This window comes from Teichococcus rhizosphaerae (assembly GCF_002631185.1).
Classification (GTDB): Bacteria; Pseudomonadota; Alphaproteobacteria; order Acetobacterales; family Acetobacteraceae; genus Pseudoroseomonas; species Pseudoroseomonas rhizosphaerae.
Genome location: NZ_PDNU01000041.1, coordinates 1 through 22,687 on the forward strand (window position 1 = coordinate 1; position 22,687 = coordinate 22,687).

The window sequence follows — 22,687 nt, forward strand, 5'->3', positions numbered from 1 at the left end:
CGACCAGCCCCTCCGGCGTCGAGGAGGTACCGGCGGTGTAGAGCGGCGGGTGCTCCACCAGCCAGACGCGCTCGCCCGCCTCCCCCGCGCGGATCGCCGCGACATGGGAGCGCATCTCCGCCAGCGCCGAAGGGTAGTCGGTCAGGCCCTCGGCCACGCGCCATTCCGGGCCGGTGGCCACGGGGGCGGCCATGGGGGCGGCCATGGGAGTGGCCAGGGGAGTGGCCAGGGGAGTGGCCGGGGTGTCATGCGGGCCGGCTTCGGGCCCGCGCGAAATATCCACACCAAAAGTCATGGGGGTTGTTGCTGCCTCCGCGATCATCGGCTATATGCCCGGCCCTGTCTGATACTGTCCAACACGCGGTCGTGGCGGAATGGTAGACGCGTCAGCTTGAGGTGCTGGTGGGGGCAACCCCGTGGAAGTTCGAATCTTCTCGACCGCATATTTTTCCTGATTAACTCGCCCCGCTTGCCATCCGGTTCCGTCCTTGTGGACCGGCTCCGGCTCCGTCATCGTCCGGGGCACGGAGGTGCCGTATGGACGAGGATTTCCGCAAGGCCGCGCTGGATTACCACCGGCTGCCGCGCCCTGGAAAGCTCAGCGTTGAAGCGACCAAGCGGATGGCCACGCAGCGCGACCTCGCGCTGGCCTATTCCCCCGGCGTCGCCGCCGCCTGCGAGGCCATCGCCGCCGATCCCGCCTGCGCCCATGAGATGACCACCCGCGGCAACATGGTCGCGGTGATCACCAACGGCACCGCCGTGCTCGGCCTCGGCGCCATCGGCGCGCTGGCCTCGAAGCCGGTGATGGAAGGCAAGGCCGTCCTCTTCAAGAAGTTCGCCGGCATCGATTCCATCGACCTCGAGGTGGACGAGCTCGACCCGCAGAAGTTCATCGAGGCCGTCGCGGTGCTGGAGCCCTCCTTCGGCGCCATCAACCTCGAGGACATCAAGGCCCCCGAGTGCTTCGAGATCGAGCGGAGCCTGCGGGAGCGGATGCGGATCCCCGTCTTCCACGACGACCAGCACGGCACCGCCATCATCGTCGCCGCCGCCGTGCGCAACGGCCTGCTGCTGCAGGGCAAGACGCTGGCCGAGGCGCGGATCGTCACCTCCGGCGCCGGCGCCGCGGCGCTCGCCTGCCTCGACCTGCTGGTGGCCATGGGCGCGCGGCCCGGGAACATCACCGTCACCGACATCAAGGGCGTGGTCCATGCCGGCCGCACCGAGCTGATGGACCCCTATAAGGCCCGCTACGCGCGCGAGACGGAGGCGCGCGTCCTGGCCGAGGCGCTGGACGGGGCGGACGTGTTCCTGGGGCTTTCCGCGCCGCGCGTGCTGAAGGCCGAGTGGCTGGGCAGGCTCGCCCCACGCCCCCTGGTGCTGGCGCTGGCCAACCCCGAGCCCGAGATCCTGCCCGAGGCGGTGCGCGCCGCGCGGCCGGACGCGATCGTCGCCACCGGCCGCTCGGACTACGCCAACCAAGTCAACAACGTCCTCTGCTTCCCCTTCATCTTCCGCGGCGCGCTGGACGCGGGGGCCACCACCATCAACGAGGCGATGAAGGTGGCCGCCGTCGAGGCCATCGCCCGCCTCGCCCGGATCGAGGCCTCCGAGGTGGTGGTCGCGGCCTATGGCGGACAGGCGCCGGTGTTCGGCGCGGACTACATCATCCCCAAGCCCTTCGACCCGCGGCTGATCCTGGAGATCGCCCCCGCCGTGGCGCGCGCGGCGATGGATTCCGGCGTCGCCACCCGCCCCATCGCCGACTTCGCCGCCTATCGCGAGACGCTGGAGCGCTTCGTCTACCGCTCGGGCGACCTGATGCGCCCCGTCATCTTCGCCGCCCGCAAGGCGCCCAAGCGCGTCGCCTATGGCGAGGGCGAGGACGAGCGCGTGCTGCGCGCCGTGCAGTCCGTGCTGGACGATGGCATGGCCGAGCCGGTGCTGATCGGCCGCCGCGCCGTGATCGAGGCCAAGGTGCGCGCCATGGGCCTGCGCATGGACCTGCAGGAGAGCGTCCGCCTGCTCGACCCCGAGCAGGACACCGCCATCTTCGCGCCGCTGGTGGAGATCTACCGCGCCAAGGTCGGCCGCCGCGGCGTGCCGCCCGATGCCTGCGCCCGCTTCGTCCGCACCCGCCCCACCGTCGCCGCCGCGCTGCTGCTGGAGACGGGGCAGGTGGACGCCGCCATCGTCGGTGGCCAGGGCGAGTGGATGCGGCAGTGGCACCAGGCGCATGACGTCATCGGCAAGCGGGCCGACACCAGCCGGGTCTATGCCCTGACCGGCGTCATCCTGCCCGCCGGCACGCTGTTCTTCGCCGACACCCACCTGCTGGTGGACCCCACCGCCGCGCAGGTGGCCGAGATGACGCTGCTCGCCGCCGAGCAGGTGCGGGCCTTCGGCCTGACGCCCAAGGTGGCGCTGCTCTCCCACTCCTCCTTCGGCGCCAGCCAGGCCCCCTCCGCCCGCAAGATGCGCGAGGCGCTGCGGCTGATCCAGGCCCAGGCGCCCGAGCTGGAGGTGGATGGCGAGATGCACGCCGACGCCGCCCTGGTGCCGGCCATCCGCGAGAAGGCCGTGCTGGACAGCCGGCTGGCGGATTCCGCCAACCTCCTCATCATGCCCAACCTCGATTCCGCCAACATCGCCTACAACCTGGTGAAGGCGGCCGCGGACGGGCTGCAGCTCGGTCCCATCCTGCTCGGCATGAACAAGCCGATCCATGTGCTGGTGCCGAGCGTGACCGCGCGCGGCATCGCCAACCTCACGGCGCTGGCCGCCACCCAGGGCTAGGCCGCCCGGAGAGGAGCCGTATCGGGCGGAAATCCGCGCCGGGCGGCTTCGCTTCCGGCGCGGAAAGGCCCATCTTGGGAGGCATGGCGAACCTTCCAGCCCGCCCCGCCTCCGCGGCCGTCGCGGCCTTCCTCAAGCAGGTGGAAAGCCTGCCCGCCCTGCGCGCCGGCACGCACCGCCCGGGCCGGCTGATCTTCGCCATCGACGCGACGGCCAGCCGCCAGCCGAGCTGGGACCGCGCCTCTGCCGTGCAGGCCGACATGTTCCAGGCCGCCGCCGCGCATGGCGGCCTCGTGGTCCAGATCGCCTATTACCGCGGCTTCGGCGAGTTCGCCGCCACGCCCTTCCTGGCGGACGGGCGGGAGCTGGCGCGGCGCATGAGCGGCGTCTCCTGCCTGGGGGGGCGGACGCAGATCGGCCGGGTGCTCGCCCATGCCGAGGCGGAAACGGCGCGGGAGAAGGTGGCCGCCCTCGTCTTCGTGGGCGATGCGGTGGAGGAGGAGGCGGATGCGCTCTGCCATGCCGCCGGCCGGCTCGGGATGCGCGGCACGCCCGTCTTCGTCTTCCAGGAGGGGCGCGACCCGGTGGCGACCGACGTGCTGCGGCAGGTGGCGAGGCTCTCGGGCGGCGCGCACCGGGCGCTGGATGGCGACAGCGCCGCCGCGCTGCGGGAATGGCTGAACGCCGTGGCCGTGTTCGCCGCCGGCGGGCGGGAGGCGCTGGCGCGGCTGCGCGGCGAGGCCGCCCGCGCCCTGGTGGCGCAGCTGCCGGCGCCGCCCCGGTGAGGCGCCAGCCGGAGCCCCGCCGATGAGCTGGCTGCTGGGGGGGCTGGCGCTGCTGATCCTGCTGGCGGTGCTGGCGCAGGGCTTCGCCACCGCCAGCGTGGCGCAGGTGAGGCGCGGCGCCGCCATCCTGCTGGCGGTGGTGGGTCTCGCGGCCTTCGGCCTGCTGGCCTATGGCGGGCGGGTGGCGCAGGCCATGCCCGTGCTGCTGGCCCTGGCGCCGCTGCTGCTGCGCTGGTGGCGAGGCTGGCGGCAGGCGCGGCGCTTCGGGACCCCTCCCGGCGCCCAGGCCTCCACCCTGAACACCGCCACTCTGGCCATGCGCCTCGATCTCGCCACCGGCACCCTGTCCGGCCGGGTGCGGCAGGGCCGCTTCGCGGGGCGGGAGCTGGGCGAGCTGGCGCTACCCGAGCTGATGGCGCTGCTGCGCGACTGCCAGGCGCAGGACGCCGAAAGCGTGCCGCTGCTGGAAAGCTGGCTGGACCGTGCCCTGCCCGGCTGGCGCGCCCAGGCCGGCGCGGAGGCGGCGCCCGAGGCGATGGACCGCGCCGCCGCCCTGGCGGTGCTGGAGCTGGAGGAGGGCGCGGACGAGGCCGCCATCCGCGCCGCGCACCGCCGGCTGATGCGCGAGGCCCATCCGGACCGTGGCGGCTCGGCCGAGCGGGCGGCGCAACTCAACAGGGCGCGCGATCTTCTGCTAGGCTGAAATTCACGGAATCGCTCCCGGGCGATGAATTGCCGGGCCTGTTGCAGCGTGGCAATGCTGCGCCAGGACAGCCTCAGTTCCGCCATCCTGCAATGGCGGAACCCACCGACCACACTCTGGAGGACCAGCCGAGTGACGAAACCGCTGAAGAAGGCCGTGCTGCCCGTGGCCGGCCTGGGCACGCGTTTCCTGCCGGCCACCAAGGCCCTTGCCAAGGAGATGCTGCCCGTCGTCGACAAGCCGCTGATCCAGTACGCGGTCGAGGAGGCACGCGCCGCCGGCATCGACCAGTTCTGCTTCGTCACCGGCCGCGGCAAGACCGCCATCGTCGAGCATTTCGACGTCGCCTACGAGCTGGAGCGGACCCTGCTCGAGCGCGGCAAGAACGAGATCCTGGAGGACCTGCGCCGGCAGGCGCAGATGCCGGGCTCCATCACCACGGTGCGCCAGCAGGTGCCGATGGGCCTTGGCCACGCCATCTGGTGCGCCCGCTCCTTCATCGGCGACGACCCCTTCGCCATCCTGCTCCCCGATGACCTGATGCTGTGCAAGACCTCCTGCACGCAGCAGCTCGCCGAGGCCTACCAGGAGACGGGCGGCAATGTGGTCGCCGTCGAGGAAGTGCCGATGGAGCGCGTCAACAAGTACGGCGTGCTGGACATCGCCGAGGACAAGGGCCGCCTGGTCTCGGTGAAGGGCCTGGTCGAGAAGCCGAAGCCGGAGGAGGCGCCCTCCAACCTCACCGTCATCGGCCGCTACGTGCTGATGCCCGAGGTGCTGACCCACCTGGCCAAGATGGAGAAGGGCGCGGGCGGCGAGGTGCAGCTGACCGACGCCATGGCCAAGCTCATCGGCACCCAGCCCTTCCACGGCCTGCGCTACGAGGGCCGGCGCTTCGACTGCGGCGACAAGGTGGGCTATCTCGAGGCGCAGATCGCCTTCGCGCTGCAGCGGCCCGAGCTCGCCAAGGCGGTGCACGACTTCCTCCCCAAATACGTCTGAGGCGCGGGGATGGCGGTGACGATGACCGGGCCGGCCCATGCCGGCCCGGTCCCTGCTGTTCTGGCTCGCCAGCCCGCGCGCGAGGGCGGGTGCTGAGATGATGCACCGCCTCACGCCCAGCAACGGCGCCTGGGCGCCGCTGGCCGGGCGGCAGCGCGTTCCACGCCCCTGCCCCCGGGATGCCGGCCGAGGCCAGAACCGCCGCCGCCGCCCGCCATCCCGCCGCCCGTAAGCTGCGCGACGCCTGGAGCCCAGCCGCCCTGCGCGTGGCCGGGTTCCGCCACTTCTCCATCGGACGCCCCTGAAGCAAGGATCCCCGGATGACCGCCTTTCGCCACGAGTTCCACCCTACCTCGCTCCGCGAGTACGACATCCGCGGCATCGTGGGCAAAACCCTCTCCGGCGCCGATGCCTTCGCCATCGGCCGCTGCTTCGGCAGCATCGTCGTGCGCGGCGGCGGCAAGAAGGTGGCGGTGGGCTATGACGGCCGCCTGTCCTCGCCCGAGCTGGAGGCGCAGCTCGTCGCCGGCCTCGTCGCCTGCGGGCTGGAGGTGGCGCGCATCGGCTGCGGCCCGACGCCGATGCTCTACTTCGCCGCCTACGCCCTCAGCACCGACGGCGCGGTGATGGTCACCGGCAGCCACAACCCGCCGGACTACAACGGCTTCAAGATGATGCTGGGCAAGAAGCCCTTCTTCGGCAGCCAGATCCAGGACATCGGCCGCATGGCGGCGGGTGGCGACGTGGTGCCGGAGGCTTCCGGCAGCGCCACGCGCGTGGACGTCTCCGACGACTACGTCGCCCGCCTGCTGAAGGACTATGACGGCGGCGACCGCGCGCTCAAGGTGGTGTGGGACCCGGGCAACGGCTCCGGCGCCGAGATCACCAAGCGCCTGGTGGCGAAGCTGCCGGGCGAGCACACCGTGATCAACGGCGAGATCGACGGCAACTTCCCCAACCACCACCCCGACCCCACGGTGCTGAAGAACCTGCAGCAGCTCATCGCCGAGGTGCGCGCCCGCAAAGCCGATCTCGGCATCGCCTTCGACGGCGACGCGGACCGCATCGGCGCCGTGGATGGCGAGGGCAACATGCTGTTCGGCGACCAGCTCCTGGTGGTGCTGGCGCGCGACGTGCTGAGGAACAACCCGGGCGGCACCATCATCGCCGACGTCAAGGCCAGCCAGGTGCTGTTCGACGAGGTGGCGCGCGCGGGCGGCACGCCGCTGATGTGGAAGACCGGCCACTCCCTGATCAAGGCCAAGATGGCCGAGACCAAGTCGCCGCTGGCCGGCGAGATGTCGGGCCACATCTTCTTCAACGACAAGTGGTACGGCTTCGACGACGCGCCCTATTCCGCCATCCGCCTGCTCGGCATCGTGGCGCGCGCCGGCGAGAGCCTGGCCGCCACCCGTGCCGCCCTGCCGCAGGTGATCAACACCCCCGAGCTGCGCTTCGACTGCCCCGACGAGCGCAAGTTCGGCGTGATCTCCGAGGTGAAGGCCCGCCTCGCCCAGTCCGGCGCCAACGTCCAGGACGTGGATGGCGTGCGCGTGCTGACCGAGGATGGCTGGTGGCTGCTGCGCGCCTCCAACACCCAGGCGGTGCTGGTGGCCCGCGCCGAGGCCAAGACCGAGGAAGGGCTGGAGCGGCTGAAGGCCCTGCTGGCGGAGCAGGTGACGGCCTCCGGCCTCGCCGTGCCGGATTTCTCGGGCGAGAACGCCGGCCACTGACGAGCTGGCCGGGGGGCTTCCGCCCCCTGGGAAACGGGCCGGGGGACCCTGCTCCCCCGGCCCCGCCGCCTCCCCTCGGAGGCCGTTACTGCGGATGCACGGGCGGCACGCGCGCCCAGCCGCGCGGCCGGCGGACCCGCTCGCGCATGAAGGTCATCACGCCCGAGAAGATGATGATGGCGACGCCCACCGCCATCACCGGGTCCAGATGGTCGCCGAAGACGAGATAGCCGAAGGCGATGGCCCAGAGCATCTGGCTGTACTGCGCCGGCGCCACCAGGCTGGCCGGGATGCGCTGCGAGGCCAGCATCACCAGGATGTTGCCCGCCGCCATCAGCAGCCCGTAGCCCATCAGCCAGACCCACTGCATCGGCGTGGGCCAGACGAAGCCCGGCAGCATCAGCAGCCCGCACCCCGCCACCGGCCCGATCAGCCCGGCGCCATAGAGCGAGAGGCGCGACTCGCTCTTGCCGTGGGCGCGCATCATCACCACCGTCACCGCGCCCGACAGGCCGCCCACGACGGCGCCGAGATGGCCGATGTTCAGCTCCCGGAAGCCCGGCCGCAGCACCACCAGCACCCCCGCGAAGCCCAGGATGACGGCCAGCCACCGCCGCCACCCCACCGCCTCCCGCAGGAACGCCACCGATAGCAGGGTGACGAAGGTCGGCATCAGGAACAGCAGGCAGAAGGCCTCGGCCATGGAAAGGTGGGTGAAGGCGGTGACGCTGCCGAGCGCTCCGGTCAGCGCGGCGGCGGCGCGCAGCAGCCACATGGGCCGGCTGCGGGCGCGGAAGATGTCGGTGAGGCGCTCGTCCGGGCCGCGCAGCAGGGGCAGCGCCAGCACGCCCGAGAGGGCGCCGAAGAACACCGCCTGGTAGGCGCTGAGGCTGCCATGCAGCAGCTTCACCGAGGCATCGCTGACGGCATAGGCGGCGAAGGCCAGGAAGGCGAGCAGGATGCCTTGCGACGAGGAACGGTCCATGGGATGCCCGGAAAGGTCGTGCTGCGCTGCGGTGTGACGCAGCGGCCCGAAGCCCGCCAGGGTGCGAAAGATTACAAATCGAAGCACCTGCCTGCTTCGCTCCGGAGGAAAGGCCAGAACCATGCTGCAACGCCCCCCCGCCGAACCCGGCATGCGCGAGGAGGAGGTGGACACCCCTGCCCTGATCCTCGACCTCGACGCCTTCGAGGCCAATCTGGATGCCATGGCGGCCTTCCTGGCGCCCACCGGCACGAAGCTGCGTGCGCATGCCAAGACGCACAAATCGCCCGTGGTGGCGTTGCAGCAGATGCGGCGCGGCGCGGTCGGGCAATGCGTGCAGAAGGTGGCCGAGGCCGAGATCCTGGCCTGGGGCGGCGTTCCGGACATCCTGGTGAGCAACGAGGTGGTCTCGCCGCGCAAGCTGGCGCGGCTGGCGGCGCTGTCCACCATCAGCAAGGTGGCGCTCTGCGCCGATGACGCGGCGGGCGTCGCGCTGATCGAGCAGGCGGCCGAGGCGGCGGGCCGGCGGATGACGGTGCTGGTGGAGATCGATGTCGGCGCCGGGCGCTGCGGCGTTCCGCCGGGGCCGGAGGCGGTGGCGCTGGCGCAGCGGATCGCTGGCAGCCCGCACCTCGTCTTCGGCGGGCTCCAGGCCTATCACGGCCGCGCCCAGCACATCCGCAGCCCCGAGGGCCGCGCCGAGGCGATCGGCAGCGCGGTGGAGCAGACCCGCCGCACCGTGGAGCAGCTGCGCCAGCAGGGCCTGGACTGCGCCATTGTCGGCGGCGCCGGCACCGGCACCTTCCGGCACGAGGCGACGAGCGGCGTGTTCACCGAGATCCAGGCCGGCTCCTACGCCTTCATGGATGCCGACTACGCGGCGAACGAGGATGCGCCGCCCTTCCGCCACGCCCTGTTCCTGCTTTCGCAGGTGATGAGCACGCCGAAGCCGGCGCTGGCCGTGCTGGATGCCGGCCACAAGGCCGCCCCCACCGATTCCGGCTTCCCCAGGGTGTGGCAGCGTCCCGGCCTGCGCTATGCCGGCGCCTCGGACGAGCATGGCAACCTGGTGGTGGAGGGCGGCCAGCGCCCGGATCTCGGCGAGAAGCTGCGCCTCGTGCCCGCCCATTGCGACCCGACGATCGACCGCTACGACTGGTTCGTCGGCGTGCGGAACGGCCGGGTGGAATGCCTGTGGCCGATCGCCGCCCGGGGCGCGATGGCCTGACGGGAGGCCGGCCTCCCCTTCAGCTGTTCCTGCGCCTGAGCAGGAACAGCGCCTGCTCCCCGAACAGGTTGGCCAGCCTGACCGAGCGCTTCCACGGCGCCTGCAGGCCCTTCTCGTCCACCGCCAGCCACTGCTCCACCGCGTAGCCGTCCTTCTCGCAAAGGTCGATGAAGTCGAGGATGGTGCAGGGGTGGATGTTGGGCGTCTCGTGCCAGGGGCGGCCCCAGGTCTCGGTCACCGGCATCCGGCCGGTGAGGAGCAGCTTCATCCGCACCTCCCAGTGCCCGAAATTCGGGAAGGAGACGATGGCGTGGCGGCCGATGCGCAGCATATGCCGCAGCACCTCGCGCGGCTTCTCCACGGCATGGATGGTGCGGGACAGCACCACGTAGTCGAAGGCGTCGTCCGGATAGAAGGCGAGGTCGTTGTCGGCGTCGCCATGGATCACGGCGAGCCCTTGCGCCACGGCGGCGGTGGCCTGCGCCATGTCGATCTCGATGCCGCGGGCATCGGCGCCCTTCTCGCGCTCCAGATGCTCCAGCAGCGCGCCGTCGCCGCAGCCGATGTCGAGCACCTTGGCCCCGGCCGGGATCATCTCCGCGATGAGCCGCAGGTCGAGGCGCATGTTCTTGGCGACGAAGCGAACCGGAGCCGGCGTATCGGACAAGGCTGGGAGATCCTGGGCCGCGTGGTGGGGCAGGATCGTTAGCCCCGGCGGCGCGGCAAGGCAAACCCCCGGAACGACAAAGGGGGCCGTGAGGCCCCCTTCGCGAAGCGGATGCGGGCCGGGCCGCTCAGGCGGCGCGCAGCGCGCGGGGCAGGTCGGCCACGGCGTCGTCGATCAGCCGGGCATCGGCATCGGCAGTCAGCTCGCGGGCGATCACCTCGCGCGCGGCGGCGGTGGCCACGTTGGCCGCGGCGTTGCGCACCTCGGCCAGCGCCCCGGCCTCGGCGGCCTGGATGCGGTCCATCGCCATCTGCTCGCGGCGCCTGGCGGAAGCCTCGGCCTCGGCGGCGGCGGCGGCGGAAAGCCGCTCGGCCTCGGCCTTGGCGCGGGCCAGCAGGGTCTCGGCCTCGGCCAGGGCGGCGGCGCGGTCGGCCTCGGCCTGGCGGCGCATCGCCTCGGCCTCGGCGCGCAGGCGCGCGGCCTCATCCAGCGCGGTGCGGATCTTGGCGGCGCGGGCGTCCAGCGCCTCGGTGGCCTTCGCCCAGATCGTCCGGCCCAGCAGGACCACGAAGATGACGAAGGAGACGGCGACCCAGAAGGTCGGGTTCAGCCAGAAATACTCGTAATGGTGCATCGCGCCGCTCCTTACGCCTGACCCTGGGCGCCCAGCTCGCGCTGCACGGCAGCGGAGACGGCGGCCTCGTTCCGGATACCCGTCAGGCGCTGCACCAGGGCATTCGCCGTGTCGGTGGCCACCTCGCGCAGCGCGCCCATGGCGGCGTCGCGGGCGGTGTTGATGCGCGCCTCGGCGGCCTCGATCTGCTGGCTCAGGCGGGCGTTCAGCTCGGCGTTGCGGGCCGCCGCCTCGGCCTGGGCGGCCTGCATGGCATTGGCGATGGCGGCCTGGCTCTCGGCGCGCGCGCGGGCGGTGGCGGCCTGGTGGGCCTCCATGGCGGCGTCGGCCTCGGCCTTGGCGGCGCGGGCGGCCTCGAGATCGCCCTCGATGCGGTTGCGGCGCTCATCCAGCACCGAGGCGACGCGCGGCAGGGCGATGTTGGCCAGCATGTAGTACAGGACGCCGAAGATGATCAGCAGCCAGACCACCTGCGCCAGCATCAGCGGGTTGCCGAAATCCAGCTGCGGCATGCCGCCGCCGGAGGCTTCCGCCGCCGCAACCGACTGGGCCTCGAGGCCGCTGGGCGCCGCCGCGTGGGCACCGACGCTGTAGAGCCAGGCCATCACGCCGGCGAAGGTCATCCGCTTCATCATCTGCATCCCTGCAATTCTCACCCGGGCCATTCCCACCCGGAACCGGAGGGCGCGGCGTGCGCGCCGCGCCCTGCCGGGGATCAGGTGAACAGGATCAGGAAGGCGATCAGCAGCGCGAACAGCGCCACGGCTTCCGTCAGGGCGAAGCCCAGGATGCCGATGGGGAACACGGTGTCGCGCGAGGCCGGGTTGCGGGCGACGGACGCGATCAGCGTCGAGAAGATGTTGCCGAGCGCCAGGCCGACGCCGAACAGGGCGAGGACGGCGATGCCGGCACCGATCGCCTTCGCAGCAAGCACGATTTCCATCAGAGGTATCCCTTCGCTGATCTGATGTTAGGTCCGCCGGACGCGGCCCCGAAAAGACGTGGCCCCCTTGTGGGGACTGGCCCCGTCAGTGCAGGTGCACCGCGTCGTGCAGGTAGATGCTGGTCAGGATGGCGAACACATAGGCCTGCAGGAAGGCCACCAGGAGCTCGAACCCCACCAGGAGGACGTTGACCGAAAGCGGCAGCACCGCGACGAGCGGGCCGACGATGCCCAGGCCGCCCAGCAGCACGACGAAGGTGGCGAACACCTTCAGCAGCACGTGGCCGGCGACCATGTTGGCGAACAGACGGACGGAAAGGCTGATCGGCCGCGAGAGGTAGGACACCACCTCGACCGGCACGATGATGGGCGCGAGCCAGAGCGGCGCGCCCTCGGGGAAGAAGTAGCCGAAGAACTTCTTGCCGTGCAGCGCCAGGGCCACCACCGTCGTCACCAGGAACACCAGGAAAGCCAGGCCGAAGGTGACGGCGATGTGGCTGGTGTAGGTGAAGGCGTAGGGGAACAGCCCCAGCACGTTGCCGAACAGCACGAACATGAACAGCGCGAAGACGAAGGGGAAGTAGCGCTTCCCCTCATGCCCCACCTGCCCGATGACGAGGTTCTCGACGAATTCGTAGAAGGTCTCGGCCATGGCCTGGAAGCGGCCCGGCACCACGGCGCGCGGCGCCATGCCCAGGGTCATCACCAGCACGATCACCACAGCCGCGATCAGCATGTGGGCGTTGGACTGGGTGAAGTTCACCGCCGCGCCAATGGGCCCGAAGGCGTGCGTCAGCTCGAACTGGCTCAGCGCGTCGATCGTTTTGCCTTCGGCGGCCACTGCGGCTCTCCCGTAATCCGGTGCTACTTGCGCGCGCCTGTCCGGGGGTTGAACAGCCGATAGACGTTCATCACCCCGGCGACACCACCCACCACGAAGAAGACCATGAAGAGCCAGGGAAAACTTCCGAGCCAGCGGTCCAGCAACCAGCCAAGCCCGGCGCCGGCGATGAGGGCGGAAACCACCTCGATCCCGGCCCGCATGCCGATGTTCAACGCGCTGGAGGGAAGGCCCTTGGCCCCGTCCCCGCCAGCCTGGTCAGCACCCTTCTCCAGTCCCTGGCGTTGCCGGGCCTGCTTCAGGCGCTCGTCGAAATCGTCGCGTTCGTTCACCCTTGCTCCTGCGGTCCCCCCGCCGGAAGGCTGGACGGCTCGTAAGGGGGCGTTCATGGAGTGTCAAGGGCATGACGCATCGCGGCAGCCCCGCCACGCCCCGCCGCCAAGCAGCGGAAGGGGCGCCCCGGCCGCTCAGTCCGCCCCTTCCACCATCTCCACCGCCGCCTCCAGGTCCACCGAGAGAAGCCGGCTCACGCCGCGCTCCTGCATGGTCACGCCGTAAAGGCGGTGCATGCGGGCCATGGTCAGCGGGTGGTGCGTCACCACCAGGAAGCGGGTGCCGGATTCGGTGGCCATCGACTCCAGCAACCCGCAGAGGCGGTCCACATTGGCGTCGTCCAGCGGCGCGTCCACCTCGTCCAGCACGCAGACCGGCGCGGGCTGGCAGCGGAACACGGCAAACACCAGGGAAAGCGCCGTCAGCGCCTGCTCGCCGCCCGAAAGCAGCGACAGGGTAGCGAGCTTCTTGCCCGGCGGCTCGGCATAGATCTCGAGCCCCGCCTCCAGCGGGTCGTCCGAGCCCACCAGCGCCAGATGCGCCCGCCCGCCGCCGAACAGCTTGCCGAACAGCGCGCGGAACTCGGCATCCACCCGGTCGAACACGGCGCGCAGCCGCTCCCGCCCCTCGCGGTTCAGGTGGCCGATCGAGCCGCGCAGCTTGGCGATGGCGGCGCCGATCTCCTCGCGGTCGCCGTCGATGGCGCCGATGCGCTGGTCCAGCTCCGCCATCTCCTGCTCGGCGCGGAGGTTGACGGGGCCCATCTCCTCCCGCTCCTTGGCCAGCCGCTCGGCCTTGCGCCGCGCCCGCTCCTCGGCCGCTTCCGAAAGGTCACCAGGCGGCGGCGGCAGGGCGGGCGCCTCGCCCAGCCGCTCGGCCAGGCGCTGCGCCACCGCAGCGGCGGCGGCCTCGGCCTGCTGCGCCGCGGCCTCCGCGCGGAGCTGCGCCTCGCGGGCGGCGGCGAAGGCGGCATCGGCGTGGCGGCGTGCCTCGGCGGCCTCGCGGTCCTCCGTCTCGGCGGCGCGCAGGCGCGTGGCGGCGGCAGCATGGGCGGTTTCCGCCTCGGCCAGCAGGCGGCCGGCGGCGGCGCGGCGGGCAGCGGCCTCCTCCGGCACGGCGGCGGCGGCATCGCGCGCCGCATCGGCCTCGGCGGCACGCTGGCGCAGCGCGGCGAGCCGCGCGCTGGCCTCGGTTTGGCGCCCGGCCCAGGAGGCGCGCTCGGCGCCGATCTCCTCCAGCCGCGCGGCGGCGCGCGTGGACTCCGCGTCCAGCGCGGCGGCGGCGTCGCGCGCGGCGGCGGCGCGGGCGCGCGCCTCGGCCTGGCCCTGGCGGGCGGCGTCCACGGCCCGGCGCAAGGCCTCGAGATCCGGCGCGGCGGACAGCGCGGCCTCCGCCTCGGCCAGCAGCCGGCCGGCCTCGGCCGCCTCCTCGGCGGCGCGGGCGAGCTGCGGCGCCAGGGCGGCCAGCCGGCTTTCCGCCTGGGCGGCTTGGTTGGCCAGCCGGGCCTGCTCGGCGCGCGCCGCCTCCAGCGCCGCCTCGGCCTTGCGCCGCGCCTCGCGGGCGGCGGCCTCCTCGGCCTGCGCGGCGGCCTCGGCGCGTGCGGCCCCGTCCCGCGCCGCGCGCGCGGCGGCGGGGTCGGGCAGCGCGGCAAGGGCGGCGGCGGCGGCATCGCGCGCGGTCTCGGCGGCGCGCAGATCGGCCTCCAGCCGCTCGATCTGCGGGCCCAGCGCGGCAAGCCGGCTTTCCCCGCGCGCGGCGGCGGCGGAAAGGCGCGATTCCACCTCCCGCGCCCGCGCCAGGGCGCCCTCGGCGCCGCCGCGCGCGGCGCGGGCGGCACCCTCGGCCTGGGCGGCGCGCGCCTCCGCGTCCCGCGCCGCCTCGGCGGCGGCGGCGGCGGTGCCGGCGGCGGCAGCGGCCTTTTCCAGCACGGCCTCGGCGGCGCGCAGGCGGTTGCGCTGGGTCAGCCGCACGGCGCCGGCGCTGGGCGCGCCGGGCCGGACGCAATGCCCGTCCCAGCGCCACAGCGCGCCCTCGGCCGAAACCAGGCTCTGCCCGGGCGCGAGGCGCGGCAGCAGCGCCTCCCCCGCAGCCTCGTCCGGTACCAGCCCCACCTGGGACAGGGCGCGGGCCAGGGCGGGCGGCGCCTCCACCAGCCCGGCCAGCGGCGTCACGCCGCCGGGCAGGGGAGCGGCGGCGGCCAGCGGCGGCAGGGCGCGCCAGTGGCGCGACGCGGCGGTGTCGGCGGGGCTGTCCAGCGTCTCGCCCAGCGCGGCGCCGAGCGCGGCCTCCAGCCCGGGGGGCACGGTGATGGCGTCCAGGACCGGCGCGGCGGCGCGCGGCTCGCGGGCGCGCAGCAGGTCGGCCAGGCCCTGCCGCTCGGCGGCGGCGCGGGCATGGGCCGCCTCGGCGGTGCTGGCGGCGGCGCGGGCGGCCGAATGGTCGGCGGCGGCCTCGGCACGCAGAGCTTCCGCCCTGGCCAGGGCATCGCGGGCGGCGGCCAGCGCGGCCTCGGCTTCGGCGCTGGCGGTGCTGGCGGCGGCCAGGGCCTCCGGCGCGGGGCGCTCGGCGGCGGCGGCGTCCCGCTCGCGGGCGAGGCGCGCCAGCTGCTCCGCCACCTGCCGGGCGCGGGCGGCGGCGCCATCGCGCTCGGCGGCGGCGCGGCCGCGCGCCGCATCGGCCTCGGCGCTGGCGCGGCGGGCGGCGGCGTGCGCTTCCTGCGCGGCGGCGCGGGCGGTCTCCGCCTGCTCCAGGCGGGTGCGCGCGGCGGCCAGGGCCTGGACGGCGCCTTCCTGCGCGGCGGCGGCCCGCGCCGTTTCCTCCGGCGCCACGCACCGGGCCTCGGCCTCGCGCCGCTGCGCGGCGAGCGAATCCTGCTGCCGCGCCAGCCGCGCCACGCGCTGGCGCGCCGCCTCCAGTTCCGCCTCGCGGCGGCCGGCCTCGGCGGCGGCATCGGCGGCGGCCTGCGCGGCCTGGTCGGCGGCCTTCTCGGCCGTCTCGGCGGCGGCGGCGGCCTCGTCCCGGCGGGCCGCGGCCTCGGCGGCGCGCCGCGGCAGGCTGGCGCGCAGTTCCTCCAGCGCGGCGGCCTCGGCGGCGAGCCGCGCCCCGGCGGCGGCGGCATCCTCGGCGAGGCGCGTGGCATGGCCCAGATCGTCGCGCAGCTGCGCGAGGCGGCCCTCGGCCTCCTCCAGCGCGGCGCGGGCGCGGCGCTCCTCCGCCTCCAGCCCTTCCTGCTCGACGCGGCGGCGCTCCAGCGCGGTGCGGGTGGCGGCCTCGGCCTCGCGCGGCCCGGGCAGGGCGCGCTCGGCGGCAAAGGCGCGGGTGGCGGCCTCGGCCGCGTCCCGCTCGGCCCGGCGGGTCACGGCGCGCGCGGCCGCGTGGGCGTCCCGGGTGCTTTCCAGCCCCTGCGCCGTGCGGGCGACCAGCAGGGAGAAGTATTCCGCCTCCGCCTCGCGCGTCATGCCGGACAGGTTGCGGTAGCGGGCCGCCTGACGCGCCTGCCGCTGCAGCGATTGCCGCTGCACCTCGAGCTGGCCCTTGAGGTCGTCGGCGCGGGTCAGGTTGGCCTCGGCCTGCCGCAGCTTCAGCTCGGCCTCGTGCTTGCGGGCGCGCAGCCCCGCGATGCCGGCCGCCTCCTCCAGCACCTGCCGCCGCTCCTCGGGGCGGGCGGCGATCAGCGCCGCCACCTTGCCCTGGCTGACCATGGCCGAGGAGCGCGCGCCGGAGCCGATGTCGGCGAACAGCGTCTGCACGTCCCGCCCGCGCACCTCGCGGCCGTTGAGGCGGAAGCCGGTGCCCTCCCCGCGCACGATGCGGCGGGTGATCTCCAGCTCGGCGGCCGACTGGTTGGGCGGCGGCGCGAGGCCGGCGGCCTCCTCCAGCAGCAGCGTCACCTCGGCCTGGTTGCGCCCGGCGCGGGTGGCGGTGCCGGCGAAGATGACGTCGTCCATCTCGCCGCCGCGCATGGCGCGGGCATTGGTCTCGCCCATCGCCCAGCGCAGCGCCTCGACGACGTTGGACTTGCCGCAGCCATTCGGCCCGACGATGCCGGTCAGCCCCGGCAGCACCTCGACCGTGGTGGGCTCGGCGAAGGACTTGAAGCCCGCGATGCGCAGCCGCGTCAGCCGCGCGCGCAGCGCGGCGGCGCGGGCGGCGGCCTCGGCCTCCGGGTCGCGCGGGGTGGCCGGCCCGGGGGCCGCCTCCGCCGCCGCTGCTTCCGGGCCGGGCGGCGCCATGCCGTCCGGGGTCTCGTCGGCGGGGGGCCGCATGGCTTCCCCGGGCGCCCGCTCGGTCAAGCGCCGGAGGCTTCGCCGACCAACTGGGCGAAGCGGTCGAAGGGCATCGAGCCGGGCACGGTCCTGGTCCCGAAGACGAAGGTGGGGGTGGAGGCGACCTTGTGCTCCTGCTCGGCCTTCAGCCGCCCTTCCAGGATGGCGCGGCGCAGCCCCTCATCGGCGATGGCGGCGTCCACCTGGGCGCGGGAAAGCCCCGCCAGGGCGGCGATCCTGGCGATCTCGGCCACGTTGTCGGCGCCGCGGGCGAAGGCCCAGCGGTCCTGGCTGGCCAGCAGCGCGCCGATGAAGCCCTCGTAGCGCTCGGCCGGCAGGGCGCGGGCCACCTGGGCGGCGGCCAGCGCCAGCTGGTCGAGCGGGAAGTCGCGCCACACCATGCGCATCTTGCCCGCCTCCACCAGCTCCTTCTTCACCTGCGGCCAGGTGTCGCGGTGGAAGGTCGCGCAATGCGAGCAGGTGAGCGAGAAATATTCGATCACCGTCACCGGCGCGGATTCGGGCCCGGCGGCGCGCTCGCCGAGGCCTATGGGCGCCCTGGCCTCCTGCGCGGCGGCGGCCAGCGGAGCCAGGGCGGCCGGGGCCAGCATCAGCGTGCGGCGGGTGAGCGACATGGAGCCTCCTGTGGCATCATGGGGCGATCGGTCAGCGGGCGGCGCCCCGGTTCCGCCTGGCCAGGCGGGCGGGGCGCGGTCCCGCCGTCTCTACAGCAGAACCCCCCTCCGAGGCGATCCCGCCGCAGATGGCGCGGCGCCGGCGGCCTGTCCATCGGCTGTTGCACTTCGCCACGCTGCTTGCGCCCGGCCCGGCTTTGCCCGATGGGGCGGGCGTCACGCGGAGCCGCGACGCGCCGGGCGCAGCCGGGCCGCGCGCGGCGTGCCGAACCACGAACAAAAGACCATGAGGAGAGGCCCGATGGCCCGCCTGTTTCCCACCTGGACGCCCGCGCGCGGCCCCGTCGTGGGGCCGGAGGAGCGCCTGCCCGGCGGCGCCATGCTGGCGCTCGGCCTGCAGCATGTCGTCGCCATGTCCGGCGCCACCATCCTCGGGCCGCTGCTGATGGGGTTCGACCCCAACCTGGCCATCCTGTTCTCCGGCATCGGCACGCTGCTGTTCTTCCTCATCACGGGCGGGCGGGTGCCGAGCTATCTCGGCTCCTCCTTCGCCTTCATCGCCGTGGTGGTGGCGGTCACGGGCTATTCCGGCACCGGCCTCAATCCCAACATCGGCCCGGCGCTGGGCGGCATCATCGCCGCCGGCGCCCTCTACGCGGTGGTCGGGCTGGTGGTGATGCGCGCCGGCACGGGCTGGATCGAGCGGCTGATGCCGCCCGTGGTCACCGGCGCGGTGGGCGCGGCCATCGGCCTCAACCTCGCGCCCGTGGCGGCGCGCGGGGTGGAGGGCAGCGCGCCGGAGGTGGTGGTGGGCATCGGCACGCTGCTCGCCGTCAGCCTGCTGGCCGTCTACGCGCCGCAGGGGCTGCGCCGGGTGTCCATCCTGGGCGGCACGGTGGCGGGCTACCTGCTGCACCTCGTGCTGGCCAACGGCCTCGGCCTCGGCGCGGCCATCGACTTCGGCGGGATCGCCACGGCGCCCTGGTTCGGCCTGCCGCGCTTCCAGGCCCCCACCTTCGAGACGGGCGCCATGCTGATGATCGCCCCCGTGGCCATCATCCTGATCGCGGAGAATCTCGGCCACATCAAGGCGGTGGGCGCCATGACCGGCGTGAACATGGACCGCCACATGGGCCGCGCCTTTCTGGGCGACGGTGTCGCCACCATGCTGGCCGGCGGCGGCGGCGGCACGGGCGTCACCACCTATGTCGAGAACATCGGCGTCATGGCCATGACGCGGGTCTATTCCACGCTGATCTTCGTGGTCGCCGCGCTGTTCGCCATCGCGCTCGGCTTCTCGCCCAAGTTCGGCGCGCTGCTGCAGACGGTGCCGAAGCCCGTGCTGGGCGGGCTGGCCGTCGCCGTGTTCGGGCTGATCGCCGCCGCCATGGCGCGCATCTGGGTGGACAACAAGGTCGATTTCTCCGACCCGCGCAACCTGCTCACCGTGGGCGTCACCCTCATCGCCGGGGCGGGCGACCTCACCATCCGGCTCGGCGGCTTCGCCATCGGCGGCATCGGCACCGCGACGCTGGCGGCGATCGGGCTGTACCAGCTTCTGGGGCTGCGGCGCGGCGCGAACCGGGGCGAGCCGCGGGATAAAACTCCCCGCTGAGGTGCCGGAGGCGGCTTTCGGCTGCGCCGGCGGCGGCGAACGGGCATGGCCGGCGCTTCAGGAGGAGTGCCGACCATGCCGGCTTCGCAGCTGCTAACCTTCCGCGCCATGGCCTACAACAATGGCTGGGCCAATCACCGCCTGCTCACCGCCTGCGCCCGGCTGGGCCAGGCCGAGTTCGAGGCGCCGCGCACCGGCTTCTTCCCCTCCCTCCAGGCCACGCTGAACCACATCCTGGTCATCGACCATTTCTACGTGGACGCGCTGGAGGGCGGCAGGCTCGGCCCCGCCGCCTGGGACGACCCCGTTCCCCACCCCAGCGTGGCGGCGCTGCACCGCGCGCAGGCGGCGGTGGACCGGCGGCTGGTCGCCTTCTGCGAGGCCCTCGCCCCCGAGGGGTTGGACGCCGTGACGCGGGTCCACCGCCAGGACCACGTGCAGGAGGAGCGGACGGACCGGCTGCTGCTGCACCTGTTCCAGCACCAGATCCATCACCGCGGGCAGGCCCATGCCATGCTGAGCGGCACCGCCATCCCGCCGCCGCAGCTCGACGAGTTCTTCGCCGCCGGGGAGGCGCCGCTGCGCGCCCGGGACTTCGAGGCGCTGGGCTGGAGCGAGGCGACGGTCTGGGGCCGCTGAGCCCTCAGCGGCGCTTGCGGCCCCGGTAGACCCCCTGCCCCAGCCGCGCCAGCGCGGCGCGCAGCTCGGGGTCCGCCACCTCCTCCAGCGCCGCGCTCACCGGCTGCGGCAGCGCCACGGGCGGCGGCTTCGGCGCCTTGCGGGCGGGGGGCGGCATCTTCATCTGGAGGAACTTGAGGCGCTCCACCACGCGCTGCCCCAGCGCGCCGTTCACCCGCTCGATGAGTTGCGGCGCCAGGTATTGCAGCTCCATCGCCATCGGGCCGGCGCAGCCCAGGGTGAGCGTGCCGCCCACCAGCTTCTGCGGCATGGTCTGCGCCGCCAGCACGGGGCCGACGATCTCCGGCCAGTCCGTCATCAGATGCGTGGCGGCCGGGCTGCGGCGGCGGAAGACGGGCCGCGTCAGCTTCGGCAGCAGGGTGGAAAGCGGGCGCGGGCCACGGTCCGCCCGCCAGCCGGGCGGCTCGTCCCTGCCCGCCTCGTCCTTCCGCCGGAAGGGGCTTGATCCGCGTGGCGCTTCGTCGTCTTGCTGCATCCGTGCCGCCTTCCGCTCCCCTGCCCCCCGCCGGCGACCTGCTCGCCTGGTATGACCGCCACCGCCGCACCTTGCCCTGGCGGGCGGGGCCGCGCGATCCCTACCGCATATGGCTCTCCGAAGTCATGTTGCAGCAGACCACCGTGGCCGCCGTGGCGCCGCGCTGGCTGCGCTTCCTCGCCCGCTTCCCCACGGTGGAGGCGCTGGCCGCAGCGCCCTGGGAGGATGTGACGGAGGAATGGGCCGGGCTCGGCTATTATGCCCGCGCGCGCAACCTGCACGCCTGCGCCAGGGCCGTGGTGGCGCGCGGCGGCTTCCCCGACACGGTGGAGGAACTGCGCGCGCTGCCCGGAATCGGCGCCTACACCGCCGCCGCCGTCGCCTCCATCGCCTTTGGCCGGCCGGTGGTGCCGCTCGATGGCAATGTGGAGCGCGTCACCGCCCGCGTCATGGCGGTGGAGGAGCCGCTGCCCGGCGCACGGCCGCGCCTCGCGGCGCTGGCGCAGGGGTGGATGGAGCAGGCGGCGGCCCGCGCGCGGCCGGCCGACTTCACCCAGGCCCTGTTCGACCTCGGCGCCACCCTCTGCGTGCCGCGCAACCCGGCCTGCGCCATCTGCCCCTGGCAGGCGGGGTGCGAGGGGCGGAGGACCGGGCTGGCGCCCACCCTGCCCCGCAAGGCGCCGAAGGCCGCCCGCCCGCTGAAGCGCGGCGTGCACTTCCTGCTGAGCGACGCCGAAGGGCGCCTCCTGCTGCGGCGCCGCCCGCCGAACGGGCTGCTGGGCGGCATGCTGGGCATCCCCGGCACGCCCTGGCGGGAAGAAGGCTGGAGCATGGAGGAGGCCATGGCCCATGCCCCGCTGGCCACCGCCAACTGGCGCCCCCTGCCCGGCGAGGCGAAACACGGCTTCACCCATTTCGAGCTGCGCATGACCCTGCTGGCCGCCACGCTGCCACCCGGCGCCAGGGTGGAAGGCGACTGGCTGGCCCCCGCCGCCGCCGCCCTGGCCCTGCCGGGAGCGATGCTGCGGCTGCTGGCGCTTGCCGAGGCCGCCGGGGCCGTGGCAAGCGCAACGGCGTGACCGCCCGCACCGGGCGGCCGCCGCAAAAGACTTCCGGGACGCCCCGCATGATGCACATGACCGCCACCCGCGCCCGCGCCGGGTTCTCCTTCCTCGCCTTCGCCCTGCTGGGCTCGGCCGCGCTTGCCGCCTCGGCGCAGGTCACCCTGCCGATGTGGCCGGTGCCGGCCACCATGCAGACGCTGGTGGTGCTGCTGCTGGGCGCCCTGGGCGGCCCGCGCGTCGGCGCCGCCGCCGTGGCGCTCTACCTGGCCGAGGGCGCCATGGGGCTGCCCGTCTTCGCCGGCGGCGCCGCCGGCCCGGCCGCGCTGATGGGCCCGACCGCCGGCTTCCTGCTGGGCTTCCTGCCCGCTGCCTGGCTCGCCGGCCATGCGCAGGGCGGCCTGGCCCGCCAGGCGCTGGTGCTGCTGACGGCGCACCTGCTGCTGTTCGTCCCCGGCGTGCTGTGGCTGGCGGGCTTCGTCGGGCTGGAGCGGGCGCTGATGGCGGGCTTCGTGCTGTTCATCCCCGGCACGGTGGTGAAGACGGCGCTGGCCCTGGCCACGCTGCGCGCCGCCCGGAGCACGCTGGGCCGCGCCTGACCGGAGCGGGAGGCGGCGCAACCCGCGCTGCCTCCTTCGCGTTTCCATCGGGAACAGGCCATGAACACATGGCGCTGAGGAGGTTTCCCCGATGGCCAAGACCCCCGACTCCAACGCCAACGACACGCCCAGCAACACGGTCAAGGACCCGTCCGAATGGACCACGGGCGACGAGACCATGACCGGCGCCCAGGCCAGCTACCTCAAGACGCTGAGCGAGGAAGCAGGCGTGCCGTTCGACGAGACGCTGAGCAAGGCCGAGGCCTCCCGCCGCATCGACGAGCTGCAGGCCAAGACCGGGCGCGGGCGCGACCATTGATCCCGCGGCTGGCCCTGGCCGCCGGGCTGCTGCTGGCGGCCCTGCCGGCCCGTGCCGACGGCCCTTTCCCGGACATGCTGGATGCCACCGGCCGCGCCCGGCTGCAGGCCTTCGACGAGACCCGCGCGGCGGCCATCGAGGCGGCGCGGCGCGGCGGCGCCTCGATCGATGTCGCCGTGCTGGAGCGCGTGCTGGAAGGCGAGGCGCAGGCCCAAGCCCCCGCCGTCCTGGCGGGCGAGTGGCAATGCCGCACCCTGAAGCTGGGCAGCCCGATCCCGCTCACCGTCCATGGCTGGTTCCGCTGCCGCATCGCCGATGACGCGGCCGGGCTGCGGCTGGAGAAGCTGGGCGGCCTGCAGCGCACGG

Annotated in this window: 22 protein-coding genes, 1 tRNA gene and 1 pseudogene; 13 read left to right on the forward strand and 11 right to left on the reverse strand. The window is 73.8% G+C overall.

Going from position 1 to position 22,687, the window contains the following annotated elements:
• Window positions 1–193, reverse strand: a pseudogene (locus tag CR162_RS17735) (lipoyl(octanoyl) transferase LipB); the annotation flags it as partial.
• A gap of 167 nt (window positions 194–360) precedes the next feature.
• Here CR162_RS17735 and CR162_RS17740 point away from each other — a divergent pair.
• From CR162_RS17740 to pgmG, 6 genes are all read left to right on the forward strand, one after another.
• Window positions 361–443 (forward strand) — tRNA-Leu (locus tag CR162_RS17740).
• 94 nt (window positions 444–537) lie between these two features.
• A complete protein-coding gene (locus CR162_RS17745; protein ID WP_099096870.1) occupies window positions 538–2,799 on the forward strand; it encodes an NADP-dependent malic enzyme in 2,262 nt (753 codons plus the stop codon).
• A gap of 83 nt (window positions 2,800–2,882) precedes the next feature.
• Window positions 2,883–3,584, forward strand: coding sequence for a hypothetical protein (locus CR162_RS17750; RefSeq protein ID WP_099096871.1), 702 nt, complete (start codon window positions 2,883–2,885; stop codon window positions 3,582–3,584).
• A gap of 22 nt (window positions 3,585–3,606) precedes the next feature.
• A complete protein-coding gene (locus CR162_RS17755) occupies window positions 3,607–4,287 on the forward strand; it encodes a J domain-containing protein (protein WP_099096872.1) in 681 nt (226 codons plus the stop codon).
• Window positions 4,288–4,419: 132 nt separating this feature from the next.
• Window positions 4,420–5,289 (forward strand): UTP--glucose-1-phosphate uridylyltransferase GalU, encoded by an 870-nt coding sequence (gene galU / locus CR162_RS17760; protein ID WP_099096873.1) that lies wholly within the window; start codon window positions 4,420–4,422, stop codon window positions 5,287–5,289.
• Between the two features lie 320 nt (window positions 5,290–5,609).
• Window positions 5,610–7,022 (forward strand): phosphoglucomutase/phosphomannomutase PgmG, encoded by a 1,413-nt coding sequence (gene pgmG / locus CR162_RS17765; RefSeq protein ID WP_099096874.1) that lies wholly within the window; start codon window positions 5,610–5,612, stop codon window positions 7,020–7,022.
• 85 nt (window positions 7,023–7,107) lie between these two features.
• Here pgmG and CR162_RS17770 read toward each other — a convergent pair whose 3' ends face one another.
• Window positions 7,108–8,094 (reverse strand): DMT family transporter, encoded by a 987-nt coding sequence (locus CR162_RS17770; protein WP_245870471.1) that lies wholly within the window; start codon window positions 8,092–8,094, stop codon window positions 7,108–7,110.
• A gap of 34 nt (window positions 8,095–8,128) precedes the next feature.
• Here CR162_RS17770 and CR162_RS17775 point away from each other — a divergent pair, with 34 nt between their 5' ends.
• On the forward strand, window positions 8,129–9,235 hold the full coding sequence (locus CR162_RS17775) for a DSD1 family PLP-dependent enzyme (protein ID WP_099096876.1): 1,107 nt from the start codon (window positions 8,129–8,131) through the stop codon (window positions 9,233–9,235).
• A gap of 19 nt (window positions 9,236–9,254) precedes the next feature.
• Here the strand turns inward: CR162_RS17775 and metW are convergent, their stop codons facing one another.
• The 8 genes from metW to CR162_RS17815 form a co-directional block, all read right to left on the reverse strand.
• A complete protein-coding gene (gene metW, locus CR162_RS17780; RefSeq protein WP_099096887.1) occupies window positions 9,255–9,860 on the reverse strand; it encodes a methionine biosynthesis protein MetW in 606 nt (201 codons plus the stop codon).
• A 169-nt stretch (window positions 9,861–10,029) separates the two neighbouring features.
• Complete coding sequence (locus CR162_RS17785) at window positions 10,030–10,536, reverse strand: F0F1 ATP synthase subunit B family protein (protein WP_099096877.1); 507 nt, start codon at window positions 10,534–10,536, stop codon at window positions 10,030–10,032.
• Between the two features lie 11 nt (window positions 10,537–10,547).
• Complete coding sequence (locus CR162_RS17790; RefSeq protein ID WP_099096878.1) at window positions 10,548–11,177, reverse strand: F0F1 ATP synthase subunit B family protein; 630 nt, start codon at window positions 11,175–11,177, stop codon at window positions 10,548–10,550.
• A gap of 74 nt (window positions 11,178–11,251) precedes the next feature.
• Window positions 11,252–11,479 carry an ATP synthase subunit C family protein gene (locus CR162_RS17795; protein ID WP_076959667.1) on the reverse strand — a complete coding sequence of 76 codons (228 nt, stop codon included), beginning with the start codon at window positions 11,477–11,479 and terminating at the stop codon, window positions 11,252–11,254.
• A gap of 85 nt (window positions 11,480–11,564) precedes the next feature.
• On the reverse strand, window positions 11,565–12,320 hold the full coding sequence (locus tag CR162_RS17800; RefSeq protein WP_099096879.1) for a F0F1 ATP synthase subunit A: 756 nt from the start codon (window positions 12,318–12,320) through the stop codon (window positions 11,565–11,567).
• A 23-nt stretch (window positions 12,321–12,343) separates the two neighbouring features.
• Complete coding sequence (locus CR162_RS17805; RefSeq protein ID WP_176559907.1) at window positions 12,344–12,652, reverse strand: AtpZ/AtpI family protein; 309 nt, start codon at window positions 12,650–12,652, stop codon at window positions 12,344–12,346.
• A gap of 135 nt (window positions 12,653–12,787) precedes the next feature.
• Window positions 12,788–16,786 (reverse strand): chromosome segregation SMC family protein, encoded by a 3,999-nt coding sequence (locus tag CR162_RS17810; protein WP_099096888.1) that lies wholly within the window; start codon window positions 16,784–16,786, stop codon window positions 12,788–12,790.
• Between the two features lie 155 nt (window positions 16,787–16,941).
• Window positions 16,942–17,553 carry a DsbA family protein gene (locus CR162_RS17815; RefSeq protein WP_099096881.1) on the reverse strand — a complete coding sequence of 204 codons (612 nt, stop codon included), beginning with the start codon at window positions 17,551–17,553 and terminating at the stop codon, window positions 16,942–16,944.
• A gap of 301 nt (window positions 17,554–17,854) precedes the next feature.
• Between CR162_RS17815 and CR162_RS17820 the strand changes: the two genes are divergently transcribed.
• Window positions 17,855–19,168 (forward strand): solute carrier family 23 protein, encoded by a 1,314-nt coding sequence (locus tag CR162_RS17820; protein WP_099096882.1) that lies wholly within the window; start codon window positions 17,855–17,857, stop codon window positions 19,166–19,168.
• A 75-nt stretch (window positions 19,169–19,243) separates the two neighbouring features.
• On the forward strand, window positions 19,244–19,807 hold the full coding sequence (locus tag CR162_RS17825; protein WP_099096883.1) for a DinB family protein: 564 nt from the start codon (window positions 19,244–19,246) through the stop codon (window positions 19,805–19,807).
• A gap of 4 nt (window positions 19,808–19,811) precedes the next feature.
• Here the strand turns inward: CR162_RS17825 and CR162_RS17830 are convergent, their stop codons facing one another.
• Window positions 19,812–20,342, reverse strand: a complete 531-nt coding sequence (locus CR162_RS17830) for a DUF721 domain-containing protein (protein ID WP_099096889.1) — start codon at window positions 20,340–20,342, stop codon at window positions 19,812–19,814.
• Window positions 20,343–20,344: 2 nt separating this feature from the next.
• Here CR162_RS17830 and CR162_RS17835 point away from each other — a divergent pair, with 2 nt between their 5' ends.
• The 4 genes from CR162_RS17835 to CR162_RS17850 form a co-directional block, all read left to right on the forward strand.
• Complete coding sequence (locus tag CR162_RS17835) at window positions 20,345–21,421, forward strand: A/G-specific adenine glycosylase (RefSeq protein WP_245870473.1); 1,077 nt, start codon at window positions 20,345–20,347, stop codon at window positions 21,419–21,421.
• Between the two features lie 47 nt (window positions 21,422–21,468).
• On the forward strand, window positions 21,469–22,002 hold the full coding sequence (locus CR162_RS17840) for a biotin transporter BioY (protein ID WP_099096885.1): 534 nt from the start codon (window positions 21,469–21,471) through the stop codon (window positions 22,000–22,002).
• Window positions 22,003–22,093: 91 nt separating this feature from the next.
• Complete coding sequence (locus CR162_RS17845) at window positions 22,094–22,321, forward strand: DUF3072 domain-containing protein (RefSeq protein ID WP_099096886.1); 228 nt, start codon at window positions 22,094–22,096, stop codon at window positions 22,319–22,321.
• Window positions 22,318–22,687: DUF4893 domain-containing protein (locus tag CR162_RS17850; protein WP_141563210.1), on the forward strand; the 370-nt coding region annotated here is incomplete at its 3' end. The genes CR162_RS17845 and CR162_RS17850, both read left to right, overlap by 4 nt.